The organism is Bacillus sp. PK3-037, from assembly GCF_054161355.1.
The window spans coordinates 2,678,023-2,704,161 of sequence record NZ_CP096408.1; the positions used below are offsets into that span (position 1 = coordinate 2,678,023).

Here is a 26,139-nt window from a genome sequence, read left to right on the forward strand (position 1 = left end):
TTTATTTAACCAGCTGATGCCGGAGTGTTTTCAGCTTCAAATGATAGCTGAATAAAAATTCATATGCTTCAAGCACTCTTTTCGCTTCAAGTGCTGTTCTTCCCCAAGCAGTAATGCCATGGTTCCTGATCAGGACAGCTCCTGAATCTCCAGTAACTTGATCCGCGAAAAGCGTTGCGAGAGTCGGAATATGAGCCGGATTTTCTATAATTGGGATGGACACTTCTGCATTCTCTTCCCACAGGCCGAGCGCTTTTATAATTTCTTGGCCTTTAAAAGTAATTTGGTTTTGATCGCCATACAGCTCTGAGATGACGTTATTGTTGACCGTATGAACATGAAGACAGCATCCGGCATTTGTTTTATTGTACAGATGCGTATGCAAAAGCGTTTCCGCTGACGGTTTCAGATGATGCCCCTTTTCGGCAGGCTCTCCGTTCTGATCCACCAACAGGAAGTCTTCATCCGTTTCTTTTCGTTTATCTTTTCCGCTCGCCGTTACGAGAAATTGCAATGGCTCATCAGAAACCTTGATGGACAGGTTGCCGCTTGTCGCTGGAAACCAATCTCTTTCTGCCAATTCCCGTTTTACTTCGGCAAGCTCGAGCCACCGCTCTTGTTTTGCAGCCATTTCTTTACCTCCGTTACGTCTTCAATCGCTTTCTTTATTTCGTGAAAATCACGGTATGGGATATGATTCAGATGATGCTCCTTGCATTCATTTAATAAATAATCCCTTGCAAAGCAAAGATCAGACAGCTTTGCCGCCTCTACATCGGTAACGGAGTCACCGATCATGATGATATATTGATCAGGCTCAGAAAGCTCGTTCATAACAGTCGGCTTGCAGCACCCGCATTGATTTGTGCATGTGCCTTTGCAAGAATGAGGCCAATCAATATGAATGAATTCGTTCTCGAATGACGCACGGTTGCAATAAATATGATCTTTCTCAACAATTCCTTCAAGCAGCGGATAGACAAAAAAGTCCATTCCCCCGCTTACGACATAAAACGGGAGTTCATGCTTGTTAACAAATGCGACAAATTCCCGAAAGCCGTCCCGGATTTTTGCGTCTTCCAATACGAATCTCGTAATCTCCTCTTTTAAGCTGCTCGGCAGAAGGCCGAACATTCGTCCGACGCCTTCTTGGATCGACATCGTTTTGGAGAGCACGCCGTCTTTTAACGCCGTCCACTCCGGCGGAGCGAATGTTTTCATAATGTTTATAATGTTGTCGTTCATCGTGATGGTTCCATCAAAATCACATATAATGAACGGTTTTTGAGTCGTCATACGGCTTCAGCCTTTCCCCATTTATCAAGCGCAAGCTTCAAATCTTCGCATTGACCGGCTTTTTCTTCAATCGGCTGCGCTTCCAAAACCGCATCAATAATAGCTCTGAACGCTTTGCCCCCGCCTTGGGCGCCGTTTGGATGTCCGTGTATGCCTCCTCCGGCGTTAATAATATGATCAATGCCAAAATCACGCATGAGAAGCGGAACCATACCAGGGTGAATACCGGCGGACGGAACGGCAAATGTCTGGTTAAATACATCTTCTCTTACGCATTCTTCATGAATCGCCAGCGCGTCTTCTTTCGGAAGCGCAACTGAGCCATATGGAGAAGGAAACAGACTGAAGTCAGCGCCGCAATATCGGTTTAATTTTCCGAGCAAAAGGGCATGGGAAAACCCGTACAATGGTGAGGATGTAAATGCCCCGCTGACTGCCGGATGCGCCATAATGGGGATTGATACGTCCGGATCTTCCGCAAGGCTTTGCATGACGTCCAAACCGTAAGCGAAGACATTCAATAAAAGCGCATCCGCTCCCAACTCAGCGGCGCGTCTTGCTTTATCTTTAAGCTCAGCCGTTCTTCCAGTCAAATTCACTGCATACAGCGTTTTATGGCCGGTCTGCTCGTATGTTTCTTTCAAAATTTGTTTTCCCTCTGTAATTCTTGTTTCAAAAGGTGCTAAACCCGTCTCAAAGAAAATTTCATCGTCTTTGATTACGTCAACCCCGCCGAGCGCCTGCTGCCTGAGCTGTTCTTTAATATCACTCAGGTCCCTTCCGATGACCCCTTTAAAAATGCTCATTAACAGCGGTCTTTCAAACTCTCCAAGCATCTTCCGGATGCCGTATACGCCAAACTTCGGACCCGGAAGTGTTCGCTTAAACGCTTCAGAAAATTCGAGATCTATCAACTTGATTTTTCCGTCCAACGACAGCTTGCCAAACACAGTTGTCAGCAATGCCGGAATATCCTGTGAGAAATTTACCTCGGGATAGGCAATTGTGATAACCGCTTGTTTCCCTGATGCAAGATGTCCCTCTCTCTCCTCGACCTTTACAACCCGTCCCTTATGCTTTTGCATCTGCTCCTGCTTCACCAGAGGCAGATCAGTCCAAGAGCCCACCGTCAATCCTGTTGCGATTTGTTCTGCTTTTTTCTCCGTGTCGGCTCCCGGCTCGGTCAGGAGATATGTTGCTAATAATTCACTCATGCCAGAGCTCCTTTCATTTTTTAACCATATAAAAAACCTCTTCAAACAGCTATGCGTCTAAAGAGGTTTCGTTTCTCGTCCGAATCTTATCTCTCAGCCGCCAGCTGCAAGAATTAGCACCGTGCTTTACAAGTCGGTTGCCGGGCTTCATCGGGCTCGTCCCTCTGCCTGCTCTTGATAAGAAAATATAGATTTTATAAATTATTTTGAATTATCCCACCGTTAAAGAATCTTGTCAATGCTTTTTTGGGTAAACAGGTTTAGTTTGCCAATTCGATGAGCTGCTTCTTTAAGCCTAGCTTCACTCGTTAAGAGCCCCACTCTGACATACCCCTCGCCATATTCACCAAACCCGTTTCCTGCTGCAACCGCGACATTCGCTTTTTCAAGCAAGAGATCTGAGAATTGCTCAGAGCTATAGCCTTCAGGCACCGGCAGCCACGCAAAAAATGAACCCGCAGGCGCTGTTACATCCCAGCCGATTTCCCGGCATGCTGCTATCCAAGCGTTGCGCCTGCTTTCATATCGGGCATTTTGCTCCGCTACGCATGTCTGCTCAGATAAAAGTGCCGCCTCGGCAGCCTGCTGGGTTGCTTTGAAAAGACTGACAAACATATGGTCTTGATAAAGATTGATCGCTTCTATGACCGAGGCGTTACCAACTGCAAAACCGACCCGCCAGCCCGCCATATTATATGTTTTGGACAGCGTGTAAATTTCTATTCCGATATCCTTAGCGCCTTCAGTCTGCAAAAAGCTCAAAGGCTTGTGTCCGTCAAAGCCGACTGCACCGTAAGCAAAATCATGGACCACACAGATTTCGTTTTCTTTCGCAAAACTCACCGTTTCTCCAAAAAATTCTGCGGTAGCGACGGCTCCAGTCGGATTATTCGGATAATTCAAGTACATCAATTTCGCTTGTTCTCTTACGTCAGGCGAAATGCTTGCGTATTCAGGAAGAAACGCCTTTTCCTTAGTGAGCGGCATCATTTCCATTTTCGCTTTCGCAAGCGTGACACCGGACCAATAATCTGGATAGCCGGGGTCAGGAACCAAAATCGCATCCCCCGGATTTAACAGGCATTGCGGTAGCTCGACAAGACCGGCTTTCCCGCCGAATAATACGGCTACTTCAGTTTCCGGATCAAGCTGAACGCCGTATTCTCTTTTATAAAATGCCGCCGCTGCTGATTTCAGACTGTGCGAACCTCGAAATGAGGAGTATTTATGATTTTCAGGCTGAGCAACGGCTCGCTTCATTTCCTCCACAATATGCTCGGGCGTCGGCTGATCCGGATTCCCCTGCCCCAAATTGATGACATCATGTCCTTCCTTCAGCTTTCGGTTCACTTTCTGCACAAGAGAAGCAAAGAATTGTTTAGGCAGTTCCTGCAGCACTTGAGAATGTTCAAATTTCATCTGTTTTCACCTTCTAAAAAATCTTGAAATGATAGTCCAGTATCATATATGGTTAAAGGAAAAAAGTAAAGAAAAATATGGGGTGTTAAAAAATGAAATGGACCATATCTTGTCTTCAATTTGATATTTCATACGGAAAACCTTCTGAAAATATAAAAAAGGCTGAATCTTTAATCGAAAAAGAGAGTAAAAATGCTGACGTTCTTGTTCTCCCTGAATTATGGACGACTGGTTACGACCTTGCCAATCTTGATCAGCTTGCTGATGAAGACGGGCACACTGCTCAAAGCTGGCTGCAAAAAACCGCAAAAAAACACGGAGTTCATATTGTCGCAGGATCTGTTGCTGTCAGAAAGGGTTCTGATGTTTATAATACAATGTTCATCGCGGATAAGGAAGGACGAATCATTAAAGAGTACAGCAAAGCCCATCTATTTCAGCTGATGGATGAGCATGAGTATTTATCAGCCGGTTCCGAGGACGGGTACTTCGAGCTTGAAGGCGTCAAAAGCTCAGGACTGATCTGTTATGATATCCGTTTTCCGGAATGGATCAGAAAACATACGACAAAAGGCGCTAACGTGCTGTTCATTTCTGCGGAATGGCCTCTTCCCCGTCTTGATCATTGGAAAAGCCTGCTTATTGCGAGGGCCATTGAGAACCAATGCTTTGTCGCCGCCTGCAATTGCACAGGATCTAATCCCGATAATGAATTCGCCGGGCACAGCATGATTATTGACCCTTGGGGACGCATATTGGCCGAGGGCGGCCGTGAAGAAGGCAGTGTCAGAGCGGAAATTGACCTTCAAGAAAGCGTTGAGGTGCGGGGAAAAATTCCTGTTTTCGATGATATCAGAAAAGATTTATATTAAAAAATATATTGACAATTCAATCACACACCTGTTACTATGTTCATCAACTGATAAATTAGAATTGTTTAACAAGTGAATATATTCTCTTATCGAGAGTTGGGCGAGGGATTGGCCTTTTGACCCCAACAGCAACCGACCGTAATTCCATTGTGAAATGGGGCGCATCTTCTTGGCGCCGAGACTGAAGTCTCGTAAGGCACGGTGCTAATTCCATCAGATTTGATCTGAGAGATAAGAGAGGCGGGACATGATTGTTAAGCCTCCTTCTCTCTGAGAAGGAGGCTTTTTTACGGCCATTCGCGGCACACATAACAAGATAGTACATAATTGGAGGTAATGACGATGGCAGTCACAAAAACACCTTTATACGAAACGTTAAATGAAAGCTCCGCTGTCGCACTCGCGGTGAAACTCGGCTTATTTCAAAGCAAAAGCACACTGACATGCCAGGAGATCGGCGACGGAAATTTAAACTACGTCTTTCATATTTATGACCAAGAAAATGACAGGGCTTTGATCATTAAACAGGCGGTTCCTTATGCAAAAGTTGTCGGGGAAAGCTGGCCGCTGACAATCGATCGGGCAAGAATCGAAAGCAGTGCACTGATCCGCCAGGGTGAACACGTCCCTCACCTCGTACCGAGAGTTTACTATTCAGATACTGAATTGGCGGTTACGGTCATGGAGGATCTTTCACATCTGAAGATCGCTAGAAAAGGACTTCTTGAAGGTGAAAATTATCCAAATCTGTCACGAGACATTGGCGAATTTTTAGGGAAAACGCTATTTTACTCTTCTGATTACGCACTTGAACCTAAGGTGAAAAAACAGCTTGTTAAACAATTTACAAATCCTGAGCTCTGCGATATTACCGAAAGACTCGTATTTACAGATCCTTTCTTTGATCATGATACAAATGAATTTGAGGAAGAGCTTCGTCCATATGTTGAAAAGCTTTGGAAAAATGACAAGGTCAAAGTTGAAGCGGCTAAGCTGAAAAAGTCATTTTTAACATCTGCCGAAACGCTGATTCATGGCGATCTGCATACAGGAAGCATTTTTGCCAGCGAGCTTGAGACAAAGGTGATCGATCCTGAATTCGCTTTTTACGGGCCAATCGGTTTTGATGTTGGCCAATTTATCGCCAACTTATTGTTAAATGCACTCAGCCGTGACGGTGCTGATCGAGAGCCATTATATGAACATGTAAAACAAGTTTGGGACACGTTTCAAACAACATTCAGTGAAGCCTGGGAGAAAAACAGTCTCGATGTGTATGCCAAAATCGACGGTTATCTCGCTGATACGCTCAGCCATATTTTTGAAGAGACAATTGGGTTTGCCGGCTGCGAACTGATACGCCGCACCGTTGGTCTTGCTCATGTGGCAGATCTGGATACAATCGTACCGTTTGATAAACGAATCGAAAGAAAACGGCTGGCGCTGGAAACCGGTACTGCATTCATCGAAAAACGTTCACAATTAAAAACCATAACGGATGTTATTGAATGTTTTAAGTTACTTGTAAAGGAATGATTCACCCATGACCAATTCATTTGCTGTTCCGCGTTCTGTTGAATGGAAAGAAACAGCCATTAAGATTTTAAATCAGCAAAAGCTTCCTGATGTTACGGAATATTTGGAGCTGACAACGAAAGAAGAAGTATTTGACGCAATTGTCTCACTTAAAGTTAGAGGAGCCCCGGCGATCGGGATTACGGCAGCATTTGGGCTCGCGCTGGCGGCAAAAAACATCGAAACTGATAAGGTAGCGGAATTCCGCTGCGAATTGGATAACATCAAAAATTATTTGAACAGCTCAAGGCCGACAGCAATCAATTTATCATGGGCGCTCGAAAGACTGAGCCATTCAATTCAAAACGCCATTTCTGTAAATGAAGCAAAAACCAATCTTGTCCATGAAGCGATTCAGATTCAAGTCGAGGATGAAGAAACGTGCCGTATGATCGGCCAAAACGCGCTTCAACTTTTCAAAAAAGGCGACCGGATTATGACAATCTGCAATGCCGGTTCTATCGCGACAAGCCGCTATGGAACCGCGCTTGCCCCGTTTTATTTGGCGAAACAAAAGGATTTGGGGCTTCATATTTATGCTTGTGAAACCAGACCGGTTCTTCAAGGTTCACGGCTTACTGCTTGGGAACTGATGCAGGGCGGTATTGACGTCACGCTGATTACGGACAGCATGGCAGCCCATACGATGAAAGAAAAACAAATTTCTGCCGTCATCGTCGGCGCGGACCGAATTGCAAAGAACGGAGATACCGCGAATAAAATTGGCACTTACGGACTTGCTATTTTAGCAAACGCCTTCGATATTCCGTTTTTTGTAGCAGCACCTTTATCTACTTTTGACACAAAAGTAGAAAGCGGGGCTGATATCCCGATAGAGGAACGGGACCCCGAAGAAGTCAGGAACATTTCCGGCGTCCGAACCGCTCCGGCTGAAGTGCCTGTCTTTAATCCTGCTTTTGATATTACACCACACCATCTGATTTCTGGGATCATCACTGAAAAAGGGATTATGACCGGTTCCTATGAAGAAGAAATTGAACAGCTGTTTACAGGCGAAAAGGTTCATTAAAAAACCGCTGAAGACTTTGCTCATATCGGGCCGAGTCAGCGGTTTTTTTGTTTGCTCATATTCATATCGATTATTTCATCTTTTTGAGCGCTGGATAAGATATGCAGTTTTACAAGCAGCTCGGCAAAAACGGCAATTTTCTCAGAGCGGCTCGGCTTCAATTGCTTTGTCCTCCTCTTTCATCAGACCAACTTTTTTAACTTAGTAAAATCATATGTCGGCGGCGAAAAAAGGGAACGTGCCATATGTTTTATTTTCTTTATAGGAGATTTGCTCGATGCCAAGCAAATAAGCTTTGATGTCAGTTTTGCTTCCGGCATACCCTGTTAACGTGCTGTTTTTGCCGATCACTCTGTGGCACGGGACAAATATCGGCAGGTCATTTCGTTTATTTGCCTGTCCGACAGCGCGCACCGCTTTCGGACTTCCGACCGCTACGGCAATGTCAGCATAGCTTCGTGATTCGCCATACGGAATCATGGCAAGCGCCTCCCATACTTTTTGCTGAAAAGGCGTGCCCTTTTGGCTCAATGGCAGTGAGAATATCTTTCTTTCTCCCGCAAAATATTCGTGAAGCTGCTTTTTCGCTTCTGCCAAAAAAGCCGTCTCCAACTGCTCCGTATTCTCAACGGATTCTTTCCACTGCATCAAATCTTCCTTACTGAGGAAGAGACGGGTGATGCTGCCTTCTTCCTCGGCAATCGCGAGCTCCCCGAGCGGCGTTTCCGCTGTCGTATAGTAATTCATTCGTCTAACCTTCTTTCTTCAAAATTCTGCCTGACGGGAAGCGTAAGATGGAAAACAGTCCCCTTTCCTTCTTCACTTTCCACTATTATTTTGCCTTGATGTTCTTCAATAATTTTATAGCTTACCATAAGCCCGAGTCCAGTTCCCCGTTCCTTTGTTGTATAAAATGGTTCTCCGAGACGCTTTAATTTATCCTCTGTGATTCCGACTCCTTCGTCTTTCAAAGATATAAGAATATGATCTTGATCAGCTTTTTTGATCGTCACATAAATATTGCCGCCATCAGGCATGACTTCGATGGCGTTCTTTAATATATTGATAAAAACCTGTTTCAGCTGATTCGGTTCACAGTATATCGGCGGAATGTCGCCGACTAAATCCAGATGCATTTGTACGTTGCTGAGATTGGCTTGCGCGTTAAGAAGGTCTAATGTGTCTTTCATAATTTGTGTCACATGTTTTTCCTCATACATGATAGCCTGGGGCTTGGCTAAAATTAAAAACTCTGTGATGATGGATTCGATGCGCTTTAATTCTGAGGTGATGACGTTGAAGTAAAGAGAATAGTCTCCCTCCACACTCCCTTTCAGGAGCTGAATGAAGCCTTTAAGAGCTGTCATTGGATTTCTGATTTCGTGAGCGATGCCGGCAGCGAGTTCTCCAACGACATGGAGAGTATCAGATTTGCGAAGACGCTCTTCCAGTTCTTTTCGCTCTGTGACATCTTTAAAGATAGCCAGGTTCATATTTTGAATAATATTTCGTTTAAACGAAAATTCTAGTTTTCGATTATCATTGCTGCTCAGCAAAAATGGAATCTCATTGTCCATTTCATCGAAATTAATCTGCCTTGCCGGCGATGCCAGATTTTCTATTTCATAGGAAGAAATGATATCAAGCAGGCTGTGTTTTTTCAGTTCTTCATGCGGCAGGCCCAAAATATTGCTCGCTAGCGGGTTGGCGTCGATGATTCGGTACTGATTGTCGAATAATACGTTGCCGTCCATTGAGCCGTTGAACACTTTTCTGAATTTGAGCTCGCTTTCCCGAAGCTCCTTTTCCATCCGCTTTCGGTCACTGACATTTCTTAAAATTGTTAAGTGCTGGTTTTCAAGTATTGTCCGCTTTGACGTAAATTCAAGCTCTTTGAACTGCCCGTTGCCCATTTGAAACAGCATCTCTTCTCTGATCTCACCGTATTTTGCATATTTTCTCTTCGTCAAGCTGTATTTCTCCTGAGAGTCTACGAGAAAATCACACAGCTTTCTTTTTAACAGCAGATTCATCGGCAGCTCAAAAATTTTACAGGCTGACTGATTGGCTTTAACGATTCTTCCGTCATTCGACCAGATGATAATGGCGTCCATGGCGTTTTCAAAAATTTCTCTGAAGCGCTCCTCACTTTTAAATAGCTGGAGCTCCATGGACCTCTTCTCTGTGATATCCCGCATAATCGACATATAAAAACCGCTGATGATGTTAGACGTAATCGTAAATTCAAACAGCTTCTGATCTCCTGAACGAAGCCTGACAGGCAGCTCGCCTTTTGCTTTTCCCTTTCGATAAAGCGTGTGCCAAATGTTATCGAAATCTTTTCGCGATCCGCTGTCTATGAATTGATACAGCGACAAATGTGACAGCTCATTCTGGTCGATTTCAAAGCTTTTGCAAAAGGACAGATTGGCATCAATAAAGCCGCCGTCTTTATCAAATAAAACAATTCCGTCGACAGCTCTGTCAAACAAGTCCTTAAAAAGCTGTTCATTCATGGAAAATTCCCGCTCCAAAATTTTCTTTGAAGAAATGTCTCTCATAACGACAAAAAAGAAATCCTCACCAATCCCTCTTTTTGCAAGAAACTCAATATATTTTGTCGCTCCGCTGTCCAGCCTGATCGGAACCTCCTTCCACAGAAAACCTTTCTTAAAAAACTTCTTTACGGAAAGGTCCAGCTCATCCTTTGGAATAGAAAACAAAAAGTCAAAAACGGAACGCTTTTTCAAACCTTCCGCATCTACTTGAAGCATCCTCGCTGTTGCTTCATTTGCCTGCACGATTTTCATTTCATTATCGCATATAAAAATAGCATCGAGCGTATTGTTCACAATCACTTGATGCTGATGTAATTCCTTTTTCAGCCGATCATTTTCTTGTTTGAGGCGCTTCAGTTCCTCTTTCAGATCTGAATTTGTCTCGACATCGAGAGTTTCCATGCGTAAACACTCCTTCTTCAAAACCTATCCCTCAATATTTCTACATATTGCATGAACTTCCTTCATTCGCCCTATACATTTCAGAAAATTTCAGCGTTATTACATAGAGAAGACATTTTCAACGATCCTTACCGTCACTTTACATCGTCCTAACAATCAGACGTTTTTTCAAATCCTTTTTGATCTTTTATTTTAAAATAAATACCAACAGGGAATAATCTTTTAGTGACTGATTTAAAGAGAAGGTGATGCTATGAGTAAATCGCGAGACAGTTATTTTGACAATGCAAAATTCTTATTGATATTCCTTGTTGTATTCGGTCATATTCTTCGATCTTTTATTCATGATAACAATTTTATGCTCTACCTCTACAAGTTCATTTACACGTTTCACATGCCTGCCTTTATTCTTGTATCCGGTTATTTCGCCAAAGGTTTTAAACGCGCCGGATATGTGAAAAAGCTGGCGGTCAAGCTGATTATTCCATATTTGATTTTCCAAAGCATCTATTCCGTCTTTTATTACATTATTCAAGACGAAAGCATGACAAATGTGAATCCGATTGATCCGCAATGGTCGTTATGGTTTCTGGTAAGCTTATTTTTCTGGAATATCCTGCTCTATCCATTTTCAAAGCTTTCTAAGCATTGGGCGCTGTTTGTCAGCTGCGGCATCGCCGTGCTGATCGGCTATCTCGACTTTGTCAGCAGCACACTGAGCCTGTCCCGGACATTTGTATTCTTGCCGATGTTCCTTGTCGGATTTTACTCGAATAAACATCACTTTGATTTACTGAAATCAAAACGAGGCAAACAGATTGCGCTCGGTGTGCTCGCCGCCGTATTTGTCATCTGCTGGGGCATCGATTTTGACTATTCATGGCTGTTCGGCTCTAAGCCGTACTCATCATTTGGCGATGTCACCTTGGCAAGCGGCCTCTCCCGAATCGGCTGGTATGTACTTGCCTTTGCGGCAACCTTTAGCTTTTTAGCGCTTGTTCCGCAAAAACGCTATTTCTTTACGAAGTGGGGAACAAGGACATTTTACGTTTACCTGCTTCACGGATTTATCATTAAAACACTCAGGCAGGTCGGGCTTGAGGATGGACTCACTGACTATCAAAACTTAGTCATCCTGCTGCTCTTAACTGCAGCCCTTACCTCCATTCTCTCAAGCAATTTCGTCAAAACAGTTGCACAGCCGTTCATTGAACTGAGAATGACAGGCTTGCTGCAGCTAGTCAGAGGAAGCAGCAAAAATGCCTATTTAAAATAGCAAAACACCTCTTAAGCGCCATGCCGCCTAAGAGGTGTTTTTTATTTTTGTTTTTTATTTTTGTTTTTTCTCTTTTTTCTTTTTCGGCTTTGTTACTTCAAGGGTTTCAATGATTTTCCCGGCGTTGTAATCCCCAAGCTCACTTGAGAATTCTTCCTCAAGCACCTTCTTATTCATCGGCTTTTTATGATTTTGCATGTCTTTGCTGTGCTGGTTCTTTTTCATGATCACGCGCCTCCTTGCTGACCTTGTTTGGAATTGCGATTGGCCCCTCGGAAATTCGGGTCGTCGTGATATTGAGTCTTATATGCATTTCTGTCCATACTCTCAGTCGGTGTATTGTTATTTTTTATGGCTTCATTTACCTCAGCCTTACGTTTCATACAAATCCTCCTCGCCAGTATTTCTAATTTTTATTTGCAGGCCAGCTGATTAACTGCAGCTGATTATGTTAGGTTCTCCAACTGGTGCCGGGTCACACATCTTTTTTTTGACAATAAAAAAACACCGCAGATGCGGTGTTTCATTATCCGATAATCACTCTTTCCTTCGGATAATGGTAATTTGCTTCAATTTCTTTTCTGCCGATCAGATAAAGGAAGGTCAATATTCCGATCCGCCCGATAAACATGACGATCATAATGACACATTTTCCTACGTTGCTCAAATCAGCGGTAATGCCAAGGGACAGACCAGTCGTTCCAAAGGCCGAACATACCTCAAACAAAAGCTGCAGCAGAGAATGCTTTTCTGTCACTGTAAGGATCAGTGTCGCTCCAAAAACGAGCAAAATCGCCATCATTGTGACCACAAGAGACTTCATCAGATCTGCTGGGTGCAGCTCCCGTTTGAATACTTTTACCGCTTTATTGCCGCGGGCAAAATGAAACAGCGCAAGCAAATTCAAGGCAAAAGTTGTTGTCCTTATGCCTCCTCCGACTGAGCTTGGTGACGCACCGATAAACATCAGCGCGCACATAAAAAACAACGTGGGCTCCGACAGCTGGCTGATATCAATTGTTGCAAGCCCGCCGCTTCGGGTAGCTGTTGATTGAAACAAGGATAGAAACAAAATATCATGCCATGCCTTTCCTGCAAACGAGTGGCTTGCTTCCAGCGCATAGATGCCGATGGCGCCAAACACTACGAGTGAGCCAAACATAATGGTCGTGATTTTTGTAAAAAGCGTAAACGGATATCTCCGATGCTTTGAAAACAAGAAGTCCTTTACTTCGACAAGCACCGGAAAGCCGATCGCTCCGAAAATGATCAAAAGCATCGTAATAAACTGCACAAAATAATCATGGCGGAATGGAACCATGGAATTTCCTGTTATATCAAACCCGCCATTTGTGGTTGCGCTGACACTTGCAAAAAACCCGTGTAAATAAGCTTCCTGAAAGGAATCATAGTAGGTTAAAAAATAAGTGCCAAGTATGATTCCTCCAAAAAATTCAATCCATAATATAAGAAAAAGAACCTGCTTCATTAAATTGACAATACCCGAAAACTGGGATTGGTTTTGGTCTACCATAATCAATTTCCGTTCTTTAAGGCCGATTCTTTTTCCCATGATCAGCCAAATAAACGTTCCGAGCGTCATAATCCCGATTCCGCCAAATTGCAGAACAAATGCCAAAATAAAAATGCCTGTAGTGCTGAATGTATCAGCTGTATCCACAACCGTAAGCCCCGTGACGCTGACTGAACTGACAGCCGTAAAAAGCGCGTCAATAAAAGTCCAATCCGCTCCCTGCTTATGGGCAGCCGGCAGGCTCAGCAATATCAGGGCCACAGTTACTGCGAGAAAGTAATATAATGCAATCAGCTGGGCCGGAGATAATGCCTGTATCAATTTTCCAAGCTTTAATCTCATGTGAAATCCTTCTGCCTCTCTTTTAAAGTACGGTAATTATTCTAAAGATATTAGATCCATTTTTAAAGGCTTTTGCGAAACATTTTCTTAACTTGTATATTTTTTTATTATTTTAGTCAAAGTGAAACAGAAAAAAAACCTCTGAGGGTTCTCAGAGGAAGGATGTTTTTATTTTATTTAGCTTCTAATCGTCTGATTCTTTCATCTAAATCAGGGTGAGTAGAGAAAAGCGATGACCGCTTCTTGCCATTAATCTTTAGTGTTTGGACAGCTGTCTGATCTTCTTCCATGATGCGGGAAGAATAGCTCTTAAGCGTTCGAAGAGCATGAATCATCTTATCCTTGCCGGCAAGATCCGCACCTCCCCGGTCAGCATGGAATTCACGGTGGCGTGAATACGCAAAAACAACGAGGCTTCCGAGAATTGAAAAGACAATCTGAAACACAATCATTGCGATAAAATGAACAATCGGAGCAAGATCTTCTTTAACAAAGCGGCTCGCAATCCATGCAGCGATCCGTGATAAAAAGACGACAAAGGTATTCACAATACCTTGTAAAAGCGTCATTGTCACCATATCACCATTTGCAATATGAGCGACCTCATGGGCAAGCACGCCTTCAACCGCAGCATCATCCATTTGATCAAGCAGGCCTGACGACACAGCGACAAGAGAGCGCCGTTTGGAAGGGCCGGTCGCAAACGCGTTTACTTCGGATGAGCGGTAAATCCCGACCTCCGGCATCTTCGTTAAGCCGGCAGAGCGGCTTAATCTATAAACACGATCAACCAATTGCTGCTCTTCATAGCTAAGTGTATGTTTCTCCGGATTCAGCACTCTGACGCCCATCATTGTCTTTGCCATCCATCTGGACATCGCAAGAGACGTAAAGGAACCGACAAAACCGACGACTAAACTGAATACAAGAAGCGCAATAAGATTTATATCGCCATCAGCTGTAAAGTACGTCCCAACTCCAGTGACAGAGCTTATGACAGATAAAACAATTCCGATCGTTGTAAGCACCAAAATATTCGTTAAGATAAATAGAAAAATTCTTTTCGCCATAATAACCTCCGTTATTTTTAAGATCAAATGAACCTGTATATTTAAATTATAAAACATCTGTTTGAAAATGCAAGGATTTAGACGTATGATGTTAATGTATTGCGGACGCTTTAATAATGCATTTATACATAGAGATTATATCCGCGTCAAATTGTCTTGAAGAGGTGAACAATGAATATTTTTAAACTCACTCGAATGGAGATGGTACGGCTGCTCTATTCCCTTAAAGGCCTGGGAGACATGAGCCCGCTCAACATCCTCGTTAAATCGGCGAATATGTCAGCGGAAGAAGCTGCAAGCCATCTTCAAATTCCAGAATTTCTTACAAGATATGAACGAAAAAAACAGAAAAAAGAATACGGCCTGTCAACCAACGAAATCGTTGAGCTTGGCAATTTATGCGAGCTGACTTCGTTAAAGTCAACCGCGATTCAAAATTGGGTGAAACGCGATATCAAAGATCTCATTGGCCATCCTGAGCTGGGTAAAAAGTATTCAGTTGAACAGGCAGTGATTCTTTTAATTGTACGTGACCTAAAATCCATTTATGACTTTGAACACATACGAGCTATCTTAAAAGTTGCTTTTAACACCATCTCAGACAGATCTGATGATGTCATCAGCCCGTTAGCGTACTATGAAAGCTGCGCGCATGTGCTGCATGCCATTTATCACCAAGATACTCCTTCCATGAAGGAATCAAATCTCCAGCAGATTGCCGAACAGGAAACAGACCTTCTTCGTCACCATTTTGAAGAGCTGAGTGACGCCCAATGGGTCAAAATCAGGCAGATTATTGCCATTACAGTTCTCTCCATTTTGACGTTCCATATTCAGGCGACCGCGAACAAAATGATCGCTGACATACTGTGATCAGGATGTACTCCGGCAAATTGCCGGGGTTTTCTTATTCTCCCACAACAATTGCCAGCATAAATAACCCCCGTACATTTCAAACTAAATACGCGTTAAGAATTTCTTAATAGAAAAAGGAGATGAAAAAAGATGGCGAGCAGAAATAAACTCGTTGTTCCTGGGGTGGAGCAGGCACTAGACCAATTTAAACTTGAAGTGGCTCAAGAATTCGGTGTGAGCCTTGGTTCTGATACAGTTTCACGCGCTAACGGCTCTGTAGGCGGGGAAATGACAAAGCGTCTGGTTCAGCAGGCACAATCACAGCTAAATGGCACAAATAAATAAACTCAGGACTCTATTCGCCGGGGGCACTCGGCGAATCTTCTGATTGAGCTGATTCATTATTGCTGCTGTAGCCATTTGGGTTACGGTGGTAAGAAGCATTATCCCGATTAGATGAGGAATGATCCTTTCCTTTTTCACCGTTATTCCAATTTTTACGATTTTTGCTATTCTTGCTATTCTGTTCACCATTGTCTTCTTCTTCATTTCCGTTATCTTGAGGAACTTGTGTAGGGGTTTGCTCAGTATCCCCATCTTTTTCAACTTTCGTGTTTTCATCCGATTCCTTTACATCTTTATTCTGTTCACTATCATCATTCTGAGTGTCAGTTGTATCTTCTTTCTGTGAATCCGTATCATCCAGCTGTTCATTTTCTCCTTGTTTGCTGTCCTGATCGTCTGTCTGATCCGTGTTTTCTTCCTCGCTGCCGGTATTTTTTTGATCCTCTTCCCCGGATTTTTGAGAATCTTCGTTTGGATCTTTCATGTTATTCTTTTCATTCGATTTTATGTAGCTGCCTGTTGATACGCCTTCCTTTTTTGCTTTTTCTCTCGTTTTCATATCTGTTTCGAGAGATTCCATGCGGTATGTCGTTTTATATTTTTCCGTTACATCATTCAGCTGTTTTTTTACTCCTGATTTATATGTATCGTCATCTGTATTTTCATAAACAGTGGAAATCAATATTTCTTTCGATTCCTTTACATATCCTTGCTCGCTGCAATCCGTAATAATATCGTCTATCACCTTTTTAAAATCAGTCTCCTCCCAATCATCGATGTCACTGATAACCTTCTTGCCGTCATCATTTAAGGGCGTCAGTTCGATCACTTCGTAATCACTGTTTAACGCCATTTCGAAGCTTGGATTGATATCTATTGTCATATACGCATAGGCCTTGTTATTAGAGAAAACGGGGAGGATAATAAAAATAAAAAGCATAATAGCAGTCATCGAAAAAATCCCCATTTTGAAAGGGCGCAGTCTTAAAACATCAAAAAAGCTGGCCCTTCTGCCCATGCGTGTCTCACTCGGAAGCATGATTTCTTCTCCGATTTCATATGTTTGGCGATCATTTTTTGCTTTTAAAAATTGTCCGTCAGGGGTCAGCAACGTGACGAATTTTTTATTTTTCTCTACTATGATCCCTCTTCTCATGAGTGCAGCACCCCTTTTAGATAATCTTTTAAATAAATATAATCACCGGTAATGATAATGCACATTGCAATGATATATTTTCTGTTTCGCTCAATCGTTTTTCTGCTTACTGAAACGAGCTGTTCGAGCTGTTTAACAGGAAGCTGTTTCTTCGTATAAAGAATCGCAGCTAATTCTTCATGCTCGACAAGGGTGAGCGCCACCTTTATGGCGTTTTGCCTTGCGTCCGCATGCTTTGGAGAATGTTCAAGCAGCTCTTGAAATGAAAGACCGTAGTCTCTGAGCTGCTTTTGAAAATACAGAATTTCCTCCCGCCTCTGTTCCTGTTCTATCTGGCGACGGTATTCATCAATAGAAAGCTCGGCTTCAATCAGGCTTTGTGAGGATTCCTGATCGTCACCCTCCTGTAAATCCATATTAATATTTTGAGCGGTTCTTGCTTCTTTTCTAATGTAATCAATGACTTTTCTTTTTATAATAAGCTCTGCGAATGCGAGCAGCGAATTTCCTTTTTCAGGTGAATACTTTTCAATAGCTTCGTTAAATGCAATCAGTCCGATGCTGAATTCATCGTCTTTTTCATCTATATATCGTTTACAAACGGATGAAACCGTCTTTGCGATAAATGGCTTATATTGCTGTATCAACTCGTTTTGCAGATCTTTATTGCCTTTTTGTATGCTTTCAACAGATTTTTCAAGCGTTTGCTTCTTTTTTCCCAATTTAAACAAAAGGCTAAGCACTGGTTTCACCTCAGTTCCTCCCTATAACTACTCATTAATGATAGCTAATTTGATAGGGAATCGCAAAGGAGAAAAAGAAATATTGATTTCCAATGTCTCAATTATGACAATCCATTCTCATGTACTATACAGGATTTCGTGCCTTTAAAGAGAATTTTGGGGGTTTTAAAAGAGGTTTTTGTAACAAAGCTGTTATAAAAATGTTATTTTATTTCGTCTGTGAAAACGCTTCAAATATGAAAAGACTCTGCTTTTCAGCAGAGTCTTTATGATTAAGCCCTTTCTTGGCTTCTGTTATTTTGTTCGTTTTGTGCGTCTTCCGCCTGTTTTTTTGAGCCTGACATAAACCAGCCGCAAACTGCGATCGCCGCTAAGACACCCCAGAATATCAGCTTCCATGTCCCTGAGTGGATAAAGTGCGAGGACACTATGGCGATGTCATCGTGTGCGAGTGTATATAAAGCAAGCTTTACCCCGACCCAACCGACAATAACAAAAGCTGCTGTTTCTAGGCTTGGACGTTCCTTTAAAAGCTTAACAAACATCGATGCCGCAAACCGCATAATCACCAATCCGATAATGCCTCCGGCCAAAATAACGAAGAATTGTCCTCCATCAAGCCCGCCGATCTTTGGAAGTGAAGTTCCCGGCAGCGTAACGGCCAGAGCGACTGCCGCTAAGATGGAGTCAACAGCAAAAGCGATATCTGCCAGCTCAACCTTTAATACAGTCGGCCAAAATCCGCTTTGCTTCGTCACCTTATGATTGTCTTCTTTCTTAAATACATATCTTTTGAGCAAGTGGCTTGCTGCAATATACAGCAAGTAGATCGCGCCAATGGCTTGAACCTGCCATACGTTCACCAAAAAGGAAATAGCGAATAAAGAGCCAAATCGCAGAACAAAGGCGCCTGCCAGCCCGTAAAACAATGCCTTCTTTCTTTGCTCCTCCGGCAAATGTTTTACCATAACCGCCATCACTAAAGCGTTATCGGCGGCTAAAATACCTTCCAGCCCGATCAAGACGAGAAGAACCCAACCATACTCCAATAATAATGCTGCATCCATAAATGATACCCTCCCAAAAAAGTTGTTTTCTTTCTCTTCATCCGATCTTATGCCGGCCGGACATGCAAAAAAGACCTTTGCCGACATAAGGCAAAGGTCTTGCTAGACATGAATTCAGGCATGCCAACAAAGCCGATGGATATCACTATCCATGAAATGACGACTTTGTTTCCGGAACATTCCGGACGCTACTCCCCTTTGGGATTTCAAGAAATATCATATTATATGTCAATGATATGCGGAGGGAGCTTATTTGTCAACGTTTATTTTTTAAAAAAACTGAAAAATGTTCAGACTGAATTCGTTTTTTCCTCTTCTTTATCAGTAAATAAAGAACAAACAAGATCAAAATGGCGATCCCGATCGGAAGCATATATTGGTCTAGAATAGAGCCAACGTCTTTCCAATTTTCTCCGAGCTTCACACCGAGATATACATAAACAAATGTGATCGGAAGCATGGCGATAAACGTGTAAAGAGAAAACACCCAGACATTCATTTTTGCGATGCCGCATGGTATGGAAATCAGTGTGCGGATCCCCGGCAGGAAGCGGCCGCTGAAAGCGACAAAACCGCCATGTTTTTTAAAAAATTCATCCGATTTGTCAAGAGCCTCAGGCTTTATAAAGAGGTACTTTCCGAAACGTTCAAGAAACGGCCTGCCTCCATAACGCCCGATCCAATACAGGGTGAGCGGACCGGCGACTCCTCCTAATGATCCTGCCAGAACAGCGCCGGCAAGCGTCATGTCACCTTTCGATACCCAATACCCAGCAAGCGGAAGGACAATTTCGGCTGGAATAAATTCAATACAGAGCGCCAGAAAAATTCCGAAATAAGATAAGCTTTTAAATGCTTCTATCCAGGACATAACCAATTCTTCGATCATCTTCACTTCCCTTTTCCCTGATCTATGTATACACATTTTTGTTTTTCACTCAAAACATCAAAATGATTTTAACATATTTTTGACGGTCAGCAGAACTAAAAACAGAGAATCTTCATTTCAAGCGTTTTTCTGACAATTTCTCCAGGCATATAGACTGAAATTCTTTAGCTGACAGCCGATATTAAGGAGAGTCAACAAGACTGGAACACACGGGGGAATCTCCATATGGAATTACACGCAACGTATAATACAACACTCATATGTTTATCTATTCTTATTGCTTGCGCAGCATCGTTCACCACCCTTGAACTTTCAAGAAAAGTCACCATTCATACAGGATTAAAAAGCAAGGTGTGGCTGATTGCAGGCTCTATCATTATGGGCTTTGGGATTTGGTCCATGCATTTTATCGGCATGATGGCTGTTCATACGGAGATGCCGATGCATTATGAACTGGCGCCTTTAGTTTCCTCGATTGCAGCTGCTGTTTCTGGATCATTTGTTTCTTTATATATCGTCAGCCGTTATATCCTAACCTTTTACAGACTGCTTACAGGATCGGTGGTGCTGGGTGGATCGATTTCATCTATGCATTATATCGGAATGTCTTCCATTTCCCGGGTAATGATGATGTATGAACCGCTGCTTTTTACATTATCCATTGTCATTGCCATTGGAGCGTCTTTCGTCTCACTAAAGATTTTCTTTGACTTGTCCATGAAAAAACCTGCAGACCATTTGCTGATTTATAAAATAATCAGTGCCTTAATAATGGGAATTGGCATAGCGGGAATGCATTATACAGGAATGATGGCCGCTACATTTTATGAGGATGTTGCACCTCCCGACCATCATATGGAAGTCCATACATTCGATTGGTCTATTCTGATTGCCTTAATCGTCTTCTGTATTCAAACGTTATTATTATTCAGTTCTCATGCTGATCGAAAATTCATGAAACAAAATGAACGCATGAAGGATAACGAACAGCGGTTTCAATCTTTAATCATTCATAATATTGATGCAATCTTTATCCTGTCATTAAAAGGAGATATTATTTCTTCTAATCATGCCGGTGAGGATATGATGAATAACTTCGGCCTACACCATCAAAATTGGAATCATTATATGCCGCCAAAAATCAATGCGCTTTTTAAGCAGGTCAAAAGCGAAAAACAAGCCATTAATAGCGACACAAATTTTATGACGGACAAAGGCCAGTTTCATTTGAATATTACGTTTATTCCTGTTGAGGTGAACCAAGAACTGGACAGCATATATGTCATCTGTAAAGATGTGACAAAACAGTACAGGACCGAAAAAAAAATCCATAGAATGGCTCATTACGACTCACTTACAGATTTGCCCAACAGAAGACATGCGATCTCCCACCTAACAAAGGTCTTAAATCGCGAGCATGCCTTGGATTATAACACCGTGGTATTTTTCTTAGATTTGAACCGGTTTAAAGTGATAAATGACGCATTAGGCCATAATGTCGGCGATCAGCTGCTCCAGCTCGCGGCTAAACGGCTTTCATCCGTTATACCAGATAATGGATTTATCGCACGGCTTGGGGGTGACGAATTCATTATTATTTTGACTGACGCCAATACCGGAACGGGAGAAGCCGATGTTTTGGCTAAAAAAATCATTCAGCAATTCAAAAAGCCATTTAAAATTCAGGAACACACCCTTATTACATCCGTCAGCATCGGAATTGCGATTTCTCCTAAAGACGGAACTGACGGCCCTGAATTGATGAAAAAAGCAGATATGGCCATGTATGCGGCCAAAGAACGAAACAAAAGCAAATACAGATACTACTCTTTTTCAATCGGCAATAATGAAACCGTCAAGCTTAATCAAGAAATGGAGCTGAGGGAAGCGATTGATAACAAAAGATTTGTCTTGCACTATCAGCCGCAATTCAGTACAAGAGATCAAAAAATGACAGGTGCTGAAGCGCTCATACGCCTTGTCACTCCCGACGGCAATCTGCGTCCGCCTGGAGAATTCATCGGTGTTGCCGAAGAAACCGGCCTTATTATTGATATTGGAAAGTGGATTATTGATGAGGCGTGCAGGCAGGCAAAAGTGTGGCACGACAAAGGATTTGATCTTTCTGTCGCCATTAATATTTCCGCCAGACAGTTTCAATCGGAGGAACTGATTCCGCTCATCAAGAATACACTTTCTAAATACATGCTTCCCCCTCACCTTCTTGAAGTTGAAGTAACAGAAAGCATGACCATGGATAATCTTGACCACTCCAAAAAGGTTCTATCTTCTTTAACCAAATTAGGCATCCGGATCAGCATTGACGATTTTGGCACGGGGCATAGTTCTCTAAGCTATTTAAAGGACTTTCCGATCCACAGGCTGAAAATCGATAAATCATTCATCGATGATATTCAGACACACCCGAAATCAGAACAAATTACCGGCGCCATTATTGCCATGGGCCATCAGCTGTCTTTACAAGTCATTGCCGAAGGCGTGGAAAACTCCGGCCAAAAACAGCTGCTTGACGAAAAAGGCTGTGACCATTTACAGGGCTTCTTTTTCAGCAGGCCGATACCGCCCGAACAGCTTGAACACTTGATATTGAACCAGCCGCCGCGTTAACAGCGCAGGCTGTTTTTTTATACCCATAAGTTACTACACATGAATCACCCCTCTCATCTCCACAATAATGAAAAAAAGGGGTTCATCGATATGCATACAATGTGGAAGGGATCCATCAGCTTCGGTTTGGTGAATATCCCCATCAAGCTTTATGCCGCCACAGAAGACAAAGACATCAAACTGCGAAGCCTTCATAAAGAAGATCATGCGCCAATTAAATATGAAAAAATGTGCACCAACTGCGAAAAAACGCTCAGCCCTGATGAAATTGTGAAGGGATATGAATACGTAAAAGGAAAATATGTCGTGCTGACTGATGAAGATTTAAAAAGCTTAAAGCAGGAGCATGAAGAGAAAGCGGTTGAAATTGTCGATTTTGTTCAGCTGCAGGAAATTGACCCGATATATTTTAACCGCTCCTACTTTGTCGGACCCGGAGATAACGGCACGAAAGCCTATACTCTTCTTCGCGAGGCGCTTCGATCCACCGGAAAGATCGGGATCGCCAATATGACGATCAGGTCGAAACAGCAGCTTGCCATTCTCCGCGTATATGAAAATTGCATCGTAATGGAATCCATCCATTATCCCGATGAGGTCCGTAGTGCTGCCCATGTACCCGGAGTGCCTGATCAATCAAGTGTAAATGATAAAGAATTGCAGACCGCCATTACACTGATAGATGAGCTGACAACTGAATTTCAGCCGGAACAATATGAGGACACGTATCGAAAAGCCTTGCTGCAAAGAGTCAATGATAAGCTGGAAAATAAAGAAACAGCCGTCACTCCTGACAAAGCGCCTCCTCGTGAGGATGTGATCGACCTGGTCAGCGCACTTCAAGCCAGCATCGATCGAACCAAAAGGCCGAACCGGGAAAAACCAGCGGCAGCACCAGCCGAAGGCGGAGAACCGAAAGGAGCCGGAGAAAAAAAGCAGAAAACCACTAGAAAAAAAGTCTCCGGCACATCATAACCAATGGCGTTTACCATGCAGCCCGTGCTTACTGCGTCACCTCCAAAAGGAGCGGAATGGCGTTACGAAGTAAAATATGACGGGTTTCGCTGTATTCTCCGCATTCATCCGTCAGGCGTGACATTAACGAGCAGAAATGGCTTAGAGCTAAACAGCACCTTCCCTGAAATTGCCAACTTTGCCGAAACTGCTTTTCAGCATATAGAAAAGGAACTTCCGTTAACACTCGACGGAGAAATCGTGTTTTTGGCGAATTCATTCCGTTCAGATTTTGAACATATTCAAGTGCGGGGACGTTTGAAAAGGCCGGAGAAGATACAGGAATCCGCAAACTCTCGGCCTTGCTGCTTTCTCGCATTTGACCTTTTGGAACGAAGCGGACAAGATGTATCGACTTATTCCTATATTGACCGAAAAACATCGCTGCATGAGCTGATGTCTGCTGCAAAGCTCCCGGCTGAGCCAAATCCTTATGCAAAGGAAACCATTCAGTATATCCCCTCCTACCAGCACTTCGATCCGATTTGGGAGAAGATAATAAAGTATGACGGAGAAGGAATTGTAGCGAAAAAAATCAACAGCAAATGGCTCGAAAAAAAACGGTCATCTGATTGGCTGAAATATAAAAACTTTAAACATGCCGATGTTTGTATCACTGGATTTAATCCTCACAATGGATTTCTGACGGTTTCTGCGTTAAAAAACGGTGTAATGACGCCTGTCGCCTCTGTATCACATGGGATGAGCGAGGAAGAAAAAAATGCAATACGCGCGATTATGGAACAGCACGGACATAAAACAGCATCAGGTGAATATACGCTTGAACCATCGATCTGCGCTACTGTCCAGTACTTAACGATTTTACAAGGCACGCTACGAGAGGTTTCGTTTGTCACATTTCAATTTCAAATGGATTGGACCGACTGCACCTTTGCACAGCTTGTGCGCCGCTCAAAGCCGGTTCATCCAAAACTGCAGTTTACAAGCCTGGATAAAATCATATTTGAAAAGCATAAAAAAACAAAAGAAGATTTCATCCAGTATATGATTGAAATCAGCGACTACCTGTTCCCGTTTCTCAAAGACCGTGCTGTCACGGTTATTCGCTATCCGCACGGATCAAGGGGCGAATCCTTTTTCCAAAAAAATAAGCCGGATTATACACCGGACTTTGTCCAATCCTTTTTTGACGGTAGCCATGAACATGTTGTCTGTAAGGACCTGTCCACCTTATTGTGGCTTGCCAATCAGCTCGCTTTGGAGTTTCATGTTCCTTTTCAAACGATTACAAGCAGAAGGCCCGCAGAGATTGTCATTGATTTAGATCCCCCGTCCCGAGATGACTTTCTGATGGCTGTTCAGGCAGCAAATGAACTCAAACGGCTCTTTGAATCCTTCGGCATCACATCGTATCCGAAGCTTTCCGGCAACAAGGGGATTCAGCTTTACATTCCCTTGTCACCAGAAGCATTTACGTACGAGGACACACGCCAATTTACACAGCTGATTGCCGAATATTGTACCAATGCATTTCCGGATCTATTTACAACCGAACGCCTGATCAAAAACAGGCATGGAAAATTGTATCTCGATTATTTGCAGCATGCTGAAGGAAAAACGATTATCTGCCCCTATTCCACCAGGGGAAACGAGCTTGGCACCATAGCGGCGCCGCTGTATTGGCACGAGGTGCAGCCATCTTTGACACCGGCGATGTATACAATCGATACCGTCGTTGACCGGATTAAGAAACACGGATGCCCGTTTTATGAATTTTACCGCAATCCGCAGGATGAACCTCTTGCCGCTATTTTGAATCAGCTGCAGAAAAAGAGCTGACTTATATCCGGTCAGCTCTTTGTGTTGTTTCAACTGTATTTTTTCCCCAAACGCTCACTTTCCTGGCGCTGCAGCGGGCTCAAGGGTTCATTATACAAATCGATATCAACCGCATACTTTGGCCGTCTTTTCACTTCAGAGAAAATCGTTCCGATATATTCGCCGATAATCCCGATTCCCATGAGCTGCAATCCGCCCAGAAACCAAATGGAGATGATGAGAGACGCCCAGCCCGCATTTGTGTGGCCGAGCATTTTTTGAATGACTGCGCCAATCCCCGCCATGGCGCTTACCAAAAATAATAGAAAACCCAAAAGTGTAAAAAAGCGAATCGGGGCCACACTGAAGGATGTAATTCCGTTAAATGCGAATGAAAGCATTTTTTTCAGCGGATATTTCGTTTTTCCGGCAAAACGTTCTTTACGGTCATACAAGACTTCGGCTGACCTGAAGCCGATCATAGGAACGATGCCCCTTAAAAACAAATTGGCTTCCGGATAGCGCGCGAGTTCTTCAAGCGCCCTTTTATTCATTAAGCGAAAATCGGCATGATTGTAAATTAACTTAATCCCAAGCTTATTCATGAGCCGGTAAAACGCTATAGCGGTCGTGCGTTTAAAAAAGGTATCGGTTTTCCGGCTGCGGCGCACGCCGTACACGATTTCAAAACCATCGTGATATTTCAGCATAAATTCTCTGATAACAGAGATATCATCCTGCAGATCGGCATCAATCGAAATCACGCAGTCTGATTTTTGCTTTGCTTTATGCAGACCTGCTAAAAGCGCTTTTTGATGTCCGACATTGCAGGCTAATTTTAAACCTGTTACCTTCTTGTTTTTCACACTTTCCATGGCAATCAAAGACCAGGTGCGGTCTTTGCTGCCGTCATCAACAAATAAAATTTTACTGTCTTCGGATATCATTTTTTCTTCCATTAAGCTGTTTACAACCTCCGTCAGCTGACGGCTTGTCTCTTTAAATACTTCCTCTTCATTGAAACACGGAACGACGATGGTTAACACTGGCTGTGGCTGTTTCAATCGATATCCTC

At 43.0% G+C, this 26,139-nt stretch carries 25 protein-coding genes and 2 riboswitches; of the genes, 9 read left to right on the forward strand and 16 right to left on the reverse strand.

Translation table 11 applies throughout. The features are described 5' to 3' along the window. Position 1 precedes the first annotated feature (1 nt). The 4 genes from M1D69_RS13665 to M1D69_RS13680 all read right to left on the reverse strand — a co-directional run bounded on the left by M1D69_RS13665 (position 2) and on the right by M1D69_RS13680 (position 3,929). Positions 2–631, reverse strand: coding sequence for a methylthioribulose 1-phosphate dehydratase (locus M1D69_RS13665; RefSeq protein WP_101865226.1), 630 nt, complete (start codon positions 629–631; stop codon positions 2–4). Continuing rightward, entirely contained in the window at positions 589–1,296 is a 708-nt protein-coding gene (gene mtnX / locus M1D69_RS13670) for a 2-hydroxy-3-keto-5-methylthiopentenyl-1-phosphate phosphatase (protein WP_458105794.1), read from the reverse strand. The genes M1D69_RS13665 and mtnX overlap by 43 nt, the downstream gene beginning before the upstream one ends. Next, complete coding sequence (mtnW, locus tag M1D69_RS13675; protein WP_458105793.1) at positions 1,293–2,510, reverse strand: 2,3-diketo-5-methylthiopentyl-1-phosphate enolase; 1,218 nt, start codon at positions 2,508–2,510, stop codon at positions 1,293–1,295. The genes mtnX and mtnW overlap by 4 nt, the downstream gene beginning before the upstream one ends. Before the next feature lie 83 nt (positions 2,511–2,593). Next, positions 2,594–2,694, reverse strand: a riboswitch (SAM riboswitch). Positions 2,695–2,732: 38 nt separating this feature from the next. Continuing rightward, complete coding sequence (locus tag M1D69_RS13680) at positions 2,733–3,929, reverse strand: aminotransferase class I/II-fold pyridoxal phosphate-dependent enzyme (protein ID WP_458105792.1); 1,197 nt, start codon at positions 3,927–3,929, stop codon at positions 2,733–2,735. Between the two features lie 92 nt (positions 3,930–4,021). Here M1D69_RS13680 and M1D69_RS13685 point away from each other — a divergent pair, with 92 nt between their 5' ends. The 3 genes from M1D69_RS13685 to mtnA all read left to right on the forward strand — a co-directional run bounded on the left by M1D69_RS13685 (position 4,022) and on the right by mtnA (position 7,406). Further along, entirely contained in the window at positions 4,022–4,801 is a 780-nt protein-coding gene (locus M1D69_RS13685; protein ID WP_227598189.1) for a carbon-nitrogen family hydrolase, read from the forward strand. Positions 4,802–4,884: 83 nt separating this feature from the next. Continuing rightward, positions 4,885–5,039: riboswitch (SAM riboswitch) on the forward strand. Positions 5,040–5,143: 104 nt separating this feature from the next. Continuing rightward, positions 5,144–6,337 carry an S-methyl-5-thioribose kinase gene (mtnK, locus tag M1D69_RS13690; RefSeq protein ID WP_458105791.1) on the forward strand — a complete coding sequence of 398 codons (1,194 nt, stop codon included), beginning with the start codon at positions 5,144–5,146 and terminating at the stop codon, positions 6,335–6,337. A 7-nt stretch (positions 6,338–6,344) separates the two neighbouring features. After that, complete coding sequence (mtnA, locus tag M1D69_RS13695) at positions 6,345–7,406, forward strand: S-methyl-5-thioribose-1-phosphate isomerase (RefSeq protein WP_458105790.1); 1,062 nt, start codon at positions 6,345–6,347, stop codon at positions 7,404–7,406. A gap of 35 nt (positions 7,407–7,441) precedes the next feature. Here mtnA and M1D69_RS13700 read toward each other — a convergent pair whose 3' ends face one another. The 3 genes from M1D69_RS13700 to M1D69_RS13710 are packed head-to-tail and all read right to left on the reverse strand — an operon-like array spanning position 7,442 to position 10,366. After that, positions 7,442–7,567 carry a hypothetical protein gene (locus tag M1D69_RS13700; RefSeq protein WP_024121158.1) on the reverse strand — a complete coding sequence of 42 codons (126 nt, stop codon included), beginning with the start codon at positions 7,565–7,567 and terminating at the stop codon, positions 7,442–7,444. A gap of 49 nt (positions 7,568–7,616) precedes the next feature. Further along, complete coding sequence (locus M1D69_RS13705) at positions 7,617–8,153, reverse strand: methylated-DNA--[protein]-cysteine S-methyltransferase (RefSeq protein ID WP_458105789.1); 537 nt, start codon at positions 8,151–8,153, stop codon at positions 7,617–7,619. Next, the gene (locus M1D69_RS13710) at positions 8,150–10,366 is read right to left on the reverse strand and encodes a PAS domain S-box protein (protein ID WP_458105788.1); all 2,217 of its coding nucleotides are present in this window, start codon (positions 10,364–10,366) and stop codon (positions 8,150–8,152) included. The genes M1D69_RS13705 and M1D69_RS13710 overlap by 4 nt, the downstream gene beginning before the upstream one ends. Before the next feature lie 253 nt (positions 10,367–10,619). On the opposite strand from M1D69_RS13710, the gene M1D69_RS13715 reads away from it, so the two are divergent. Then, positions 10,620–11,642 (forward strand): acyltransferase family protein, encoded by a 1,023-nt coding sequence (locus tag M1D69_RS13715; protein ID WP_458105787.1) that lies wholly within the window; start codon positions 10,620–10,622, stop codon positions 11,640–11,642. A 54-nt stretch (positions 11,643–11,696) separates the two neighbouring features. Here M1D69_RS13715 and M1D69_RS13720 read toward each other — a convergent pair whose 3' ends face one another. From M1D69_RS13720 to htpX, 4 genes are all read right to left on the reverse strand, one after another. After that, the gene (locus M1D69_RS13720; RefSeq protein ID WP_024121154.1) at positions 11,697–11,867 is read right to left on the reverse strand and encodes a hypothetical protein; all 171 of its coding nucleotides are present in this window, start codon (positions 11,865–11,867) and stop codon (positions 11,697–11,699) included. Positions 11,868–11,869: 2 nt separating this feature from the next. Further along, positions 11,870–12,025, reverse strand: coding sequence for a hypothetical protein (locus M1D69_RS13725; RefSeq protein ID WP_010333992.1), 156 nt, complete (start codon positions 12,023–12,025; stop codon positions 11,870–11,872). Positions 12,026–12,168: 143 nt separating this feature from the next. Continuing rightward, the gene (gene ktrD, locus M1D69_RS13730) at positions 12,169–13,518 is read right to left on the reverse strand and encodes a Ktr system potassium transporter KtrD (RefSeq protein WP_458105786.1); all 1,350 of its coding nucleotides are present in this window, start codon (positions 13,516–13,518) and stop codon (positions 12,169–12,171) included. A gap of 173 nt (positions 13,519–13,691) precedes the next feature. Then, positions 13,692–14,588, reverse strand: coding sequence for a protease HtpX (gene htpX, locus M1D69_RS13735; RefSeq protein ID WP_458105785.1), 897 nt, complete (start codon positions 14,586–14,588; stop codon positions 13,692–13,694). A gap of 171 nt (positions 14,589–14,759) precedes the next feature. Here htpX and M1D69_RS13740 point away from each other — a divergent pair, with 171 nt between their 5' ends. Then, positions 14,760–15,461 (forward strand): DUF1836 domain-containing protein, encoded by a 702-nt coding sequence (locus M1D69_RS13740; RefSeq protein ID WP_458105784.1) that lies wholly within the window; start codon positions 14,760–14,762, stop codon positions 15,459–15,461. 132 nt (positions 15,462–15,593) lie between these two features. Then, positions 15,594–15,788 carry an acid-soluble spore protein SspD gene (gene sspD, locus M1D69_RS13745; protein WP_458105783.1) on the forward strand — a complete coding sequence of 65 codons (195 nt, stop codon included), beginning with the start codon at positions 15,594–15,596 and terminating at the stop codon, positions 15,786–15,788. A gap of 10 nt (positions 15,789–15,798) precedes the next feature. On the opposite strand, the gene M1D69_RS13750 is transcribed toward sspD, so the two are convergent. The 4 genes from M1D69_RS13750 to M1D69_RS13765 form a co-directional block, all read right to left on the reverse strand. Next, the gene (locus M1D69_RS13750; RefSeq protein WP_458105782.1) at positions 15,799–16,944 is read right to left on the reverse strand and encodes an anti-sigma-I factor RsgI family protein; all 1,146 of its coding nucleotides are present in this window, start codon (positions 16,942–16,944) and stop codon (positions 15,799–15,801) included. Beyond that, positions 16,941–17,696 carry an RNA polymerase sigma factor SigI gene (gene sigI, locus M1D69_RS13755; protein ID WP_024121148.1) on the reverse strand — a complete coding sequence of 252 codons (756 nt, stop codon included), beginning with the start codon at positions 17,694–17,696 and terminating at the stop codon, positions 16,941–16,943. The genes M1D69_RS13750 and sigI overlap by 4 nt, the downstream gene beginning before the upstream one ends. Positions 17,697–17,959: 263 nt before the next feature. Beyond that, positions 17,960–18,754: a TerC family protein gene (locus tag M1D69_RS13760; RefSeq protein WP_095713447.1), complete on the reverse strand. Its 795-nt coding sequence runs from the start codon at positions 18,752–18,754 to the stop codon at positions 17,960–17,962. A 256-nt stretch (positions 18,755–19,010) separates the two neighbouring features. Next, complete coding sequence (locus tag M1D69_RS13765; protein WP_059335905.1) at positions 19,011–19,679, reverse strand: DedA family protein; 669 nt, start codon at positions 19,677–19,679, stop codon at positions 19,011–19,013. 189 nt (positions 19,680–19,868) lie between these two features. On the opposite strand from M1D69_RS13765, the gene M1D69_RS13770 reads away from it, so the two are divergent. From M1D69_RS13770 to M1D69_RS13780, 3 genes are all read left to right on the forward strand, one after another. Beyond that, positions 19,869–22,271 (forward strand): bifunctional diguanylate cyclase/phosphodiesterase, encoded by a 2,403-nt coding sequence (locus M1D69_RS13770; protein ID WP_458105781.1) that lies wholly within the window; start codon positions 19,869–19,871, stop codon positions 22,269–22,271. A gap of 90 nt (positions 22,272–22,361) precedes the next feature. Continuing rightward, positions 22,362–23,246 (forward strand): non-homologous end joining protein Ku, encoded by an 885-nt coding sequence (ku, locus tag M1D69_RS13775; protein WP_059292904.1) that lies wholly within the window; start codon positions 22,362–22,364, stop codon positions 23,244–23,246. Between the two features lie 3 nt (positions 23,247–23,249). Further along, on the forward strand, positions 23,250–25,085 hold the full coding sequence (locus M1D69_RS13780; RefSeq protein ID WP_458105780.1) for a DNA ligase D: 1,836 nt from the start codon (positions 23,250–23,252) through the stop codon (positions 25,083–25,085). Positions 25,086–25,114: 29 nt separating this feature from the next. On the opposite strand, the gene M1D69_RS13785 is transcribed toward M1D69_RS13780, so the two are convergent. Continuing rightward, the gene (locus M1D69_RS13785; protein WP_458105779.1) at positions 25,115–26,128 is read right to left on the reverse strand and encodes a glycosyltransferase family 2 protein; all 1,014 of its coding nucleotides are present in this window, start codon (positions 26,126–26,128) and stop codon (positions 25,115–25,117) included. Between the last annotated feature and the right edge of the window lie 11 nt (positions 26,129–26,139).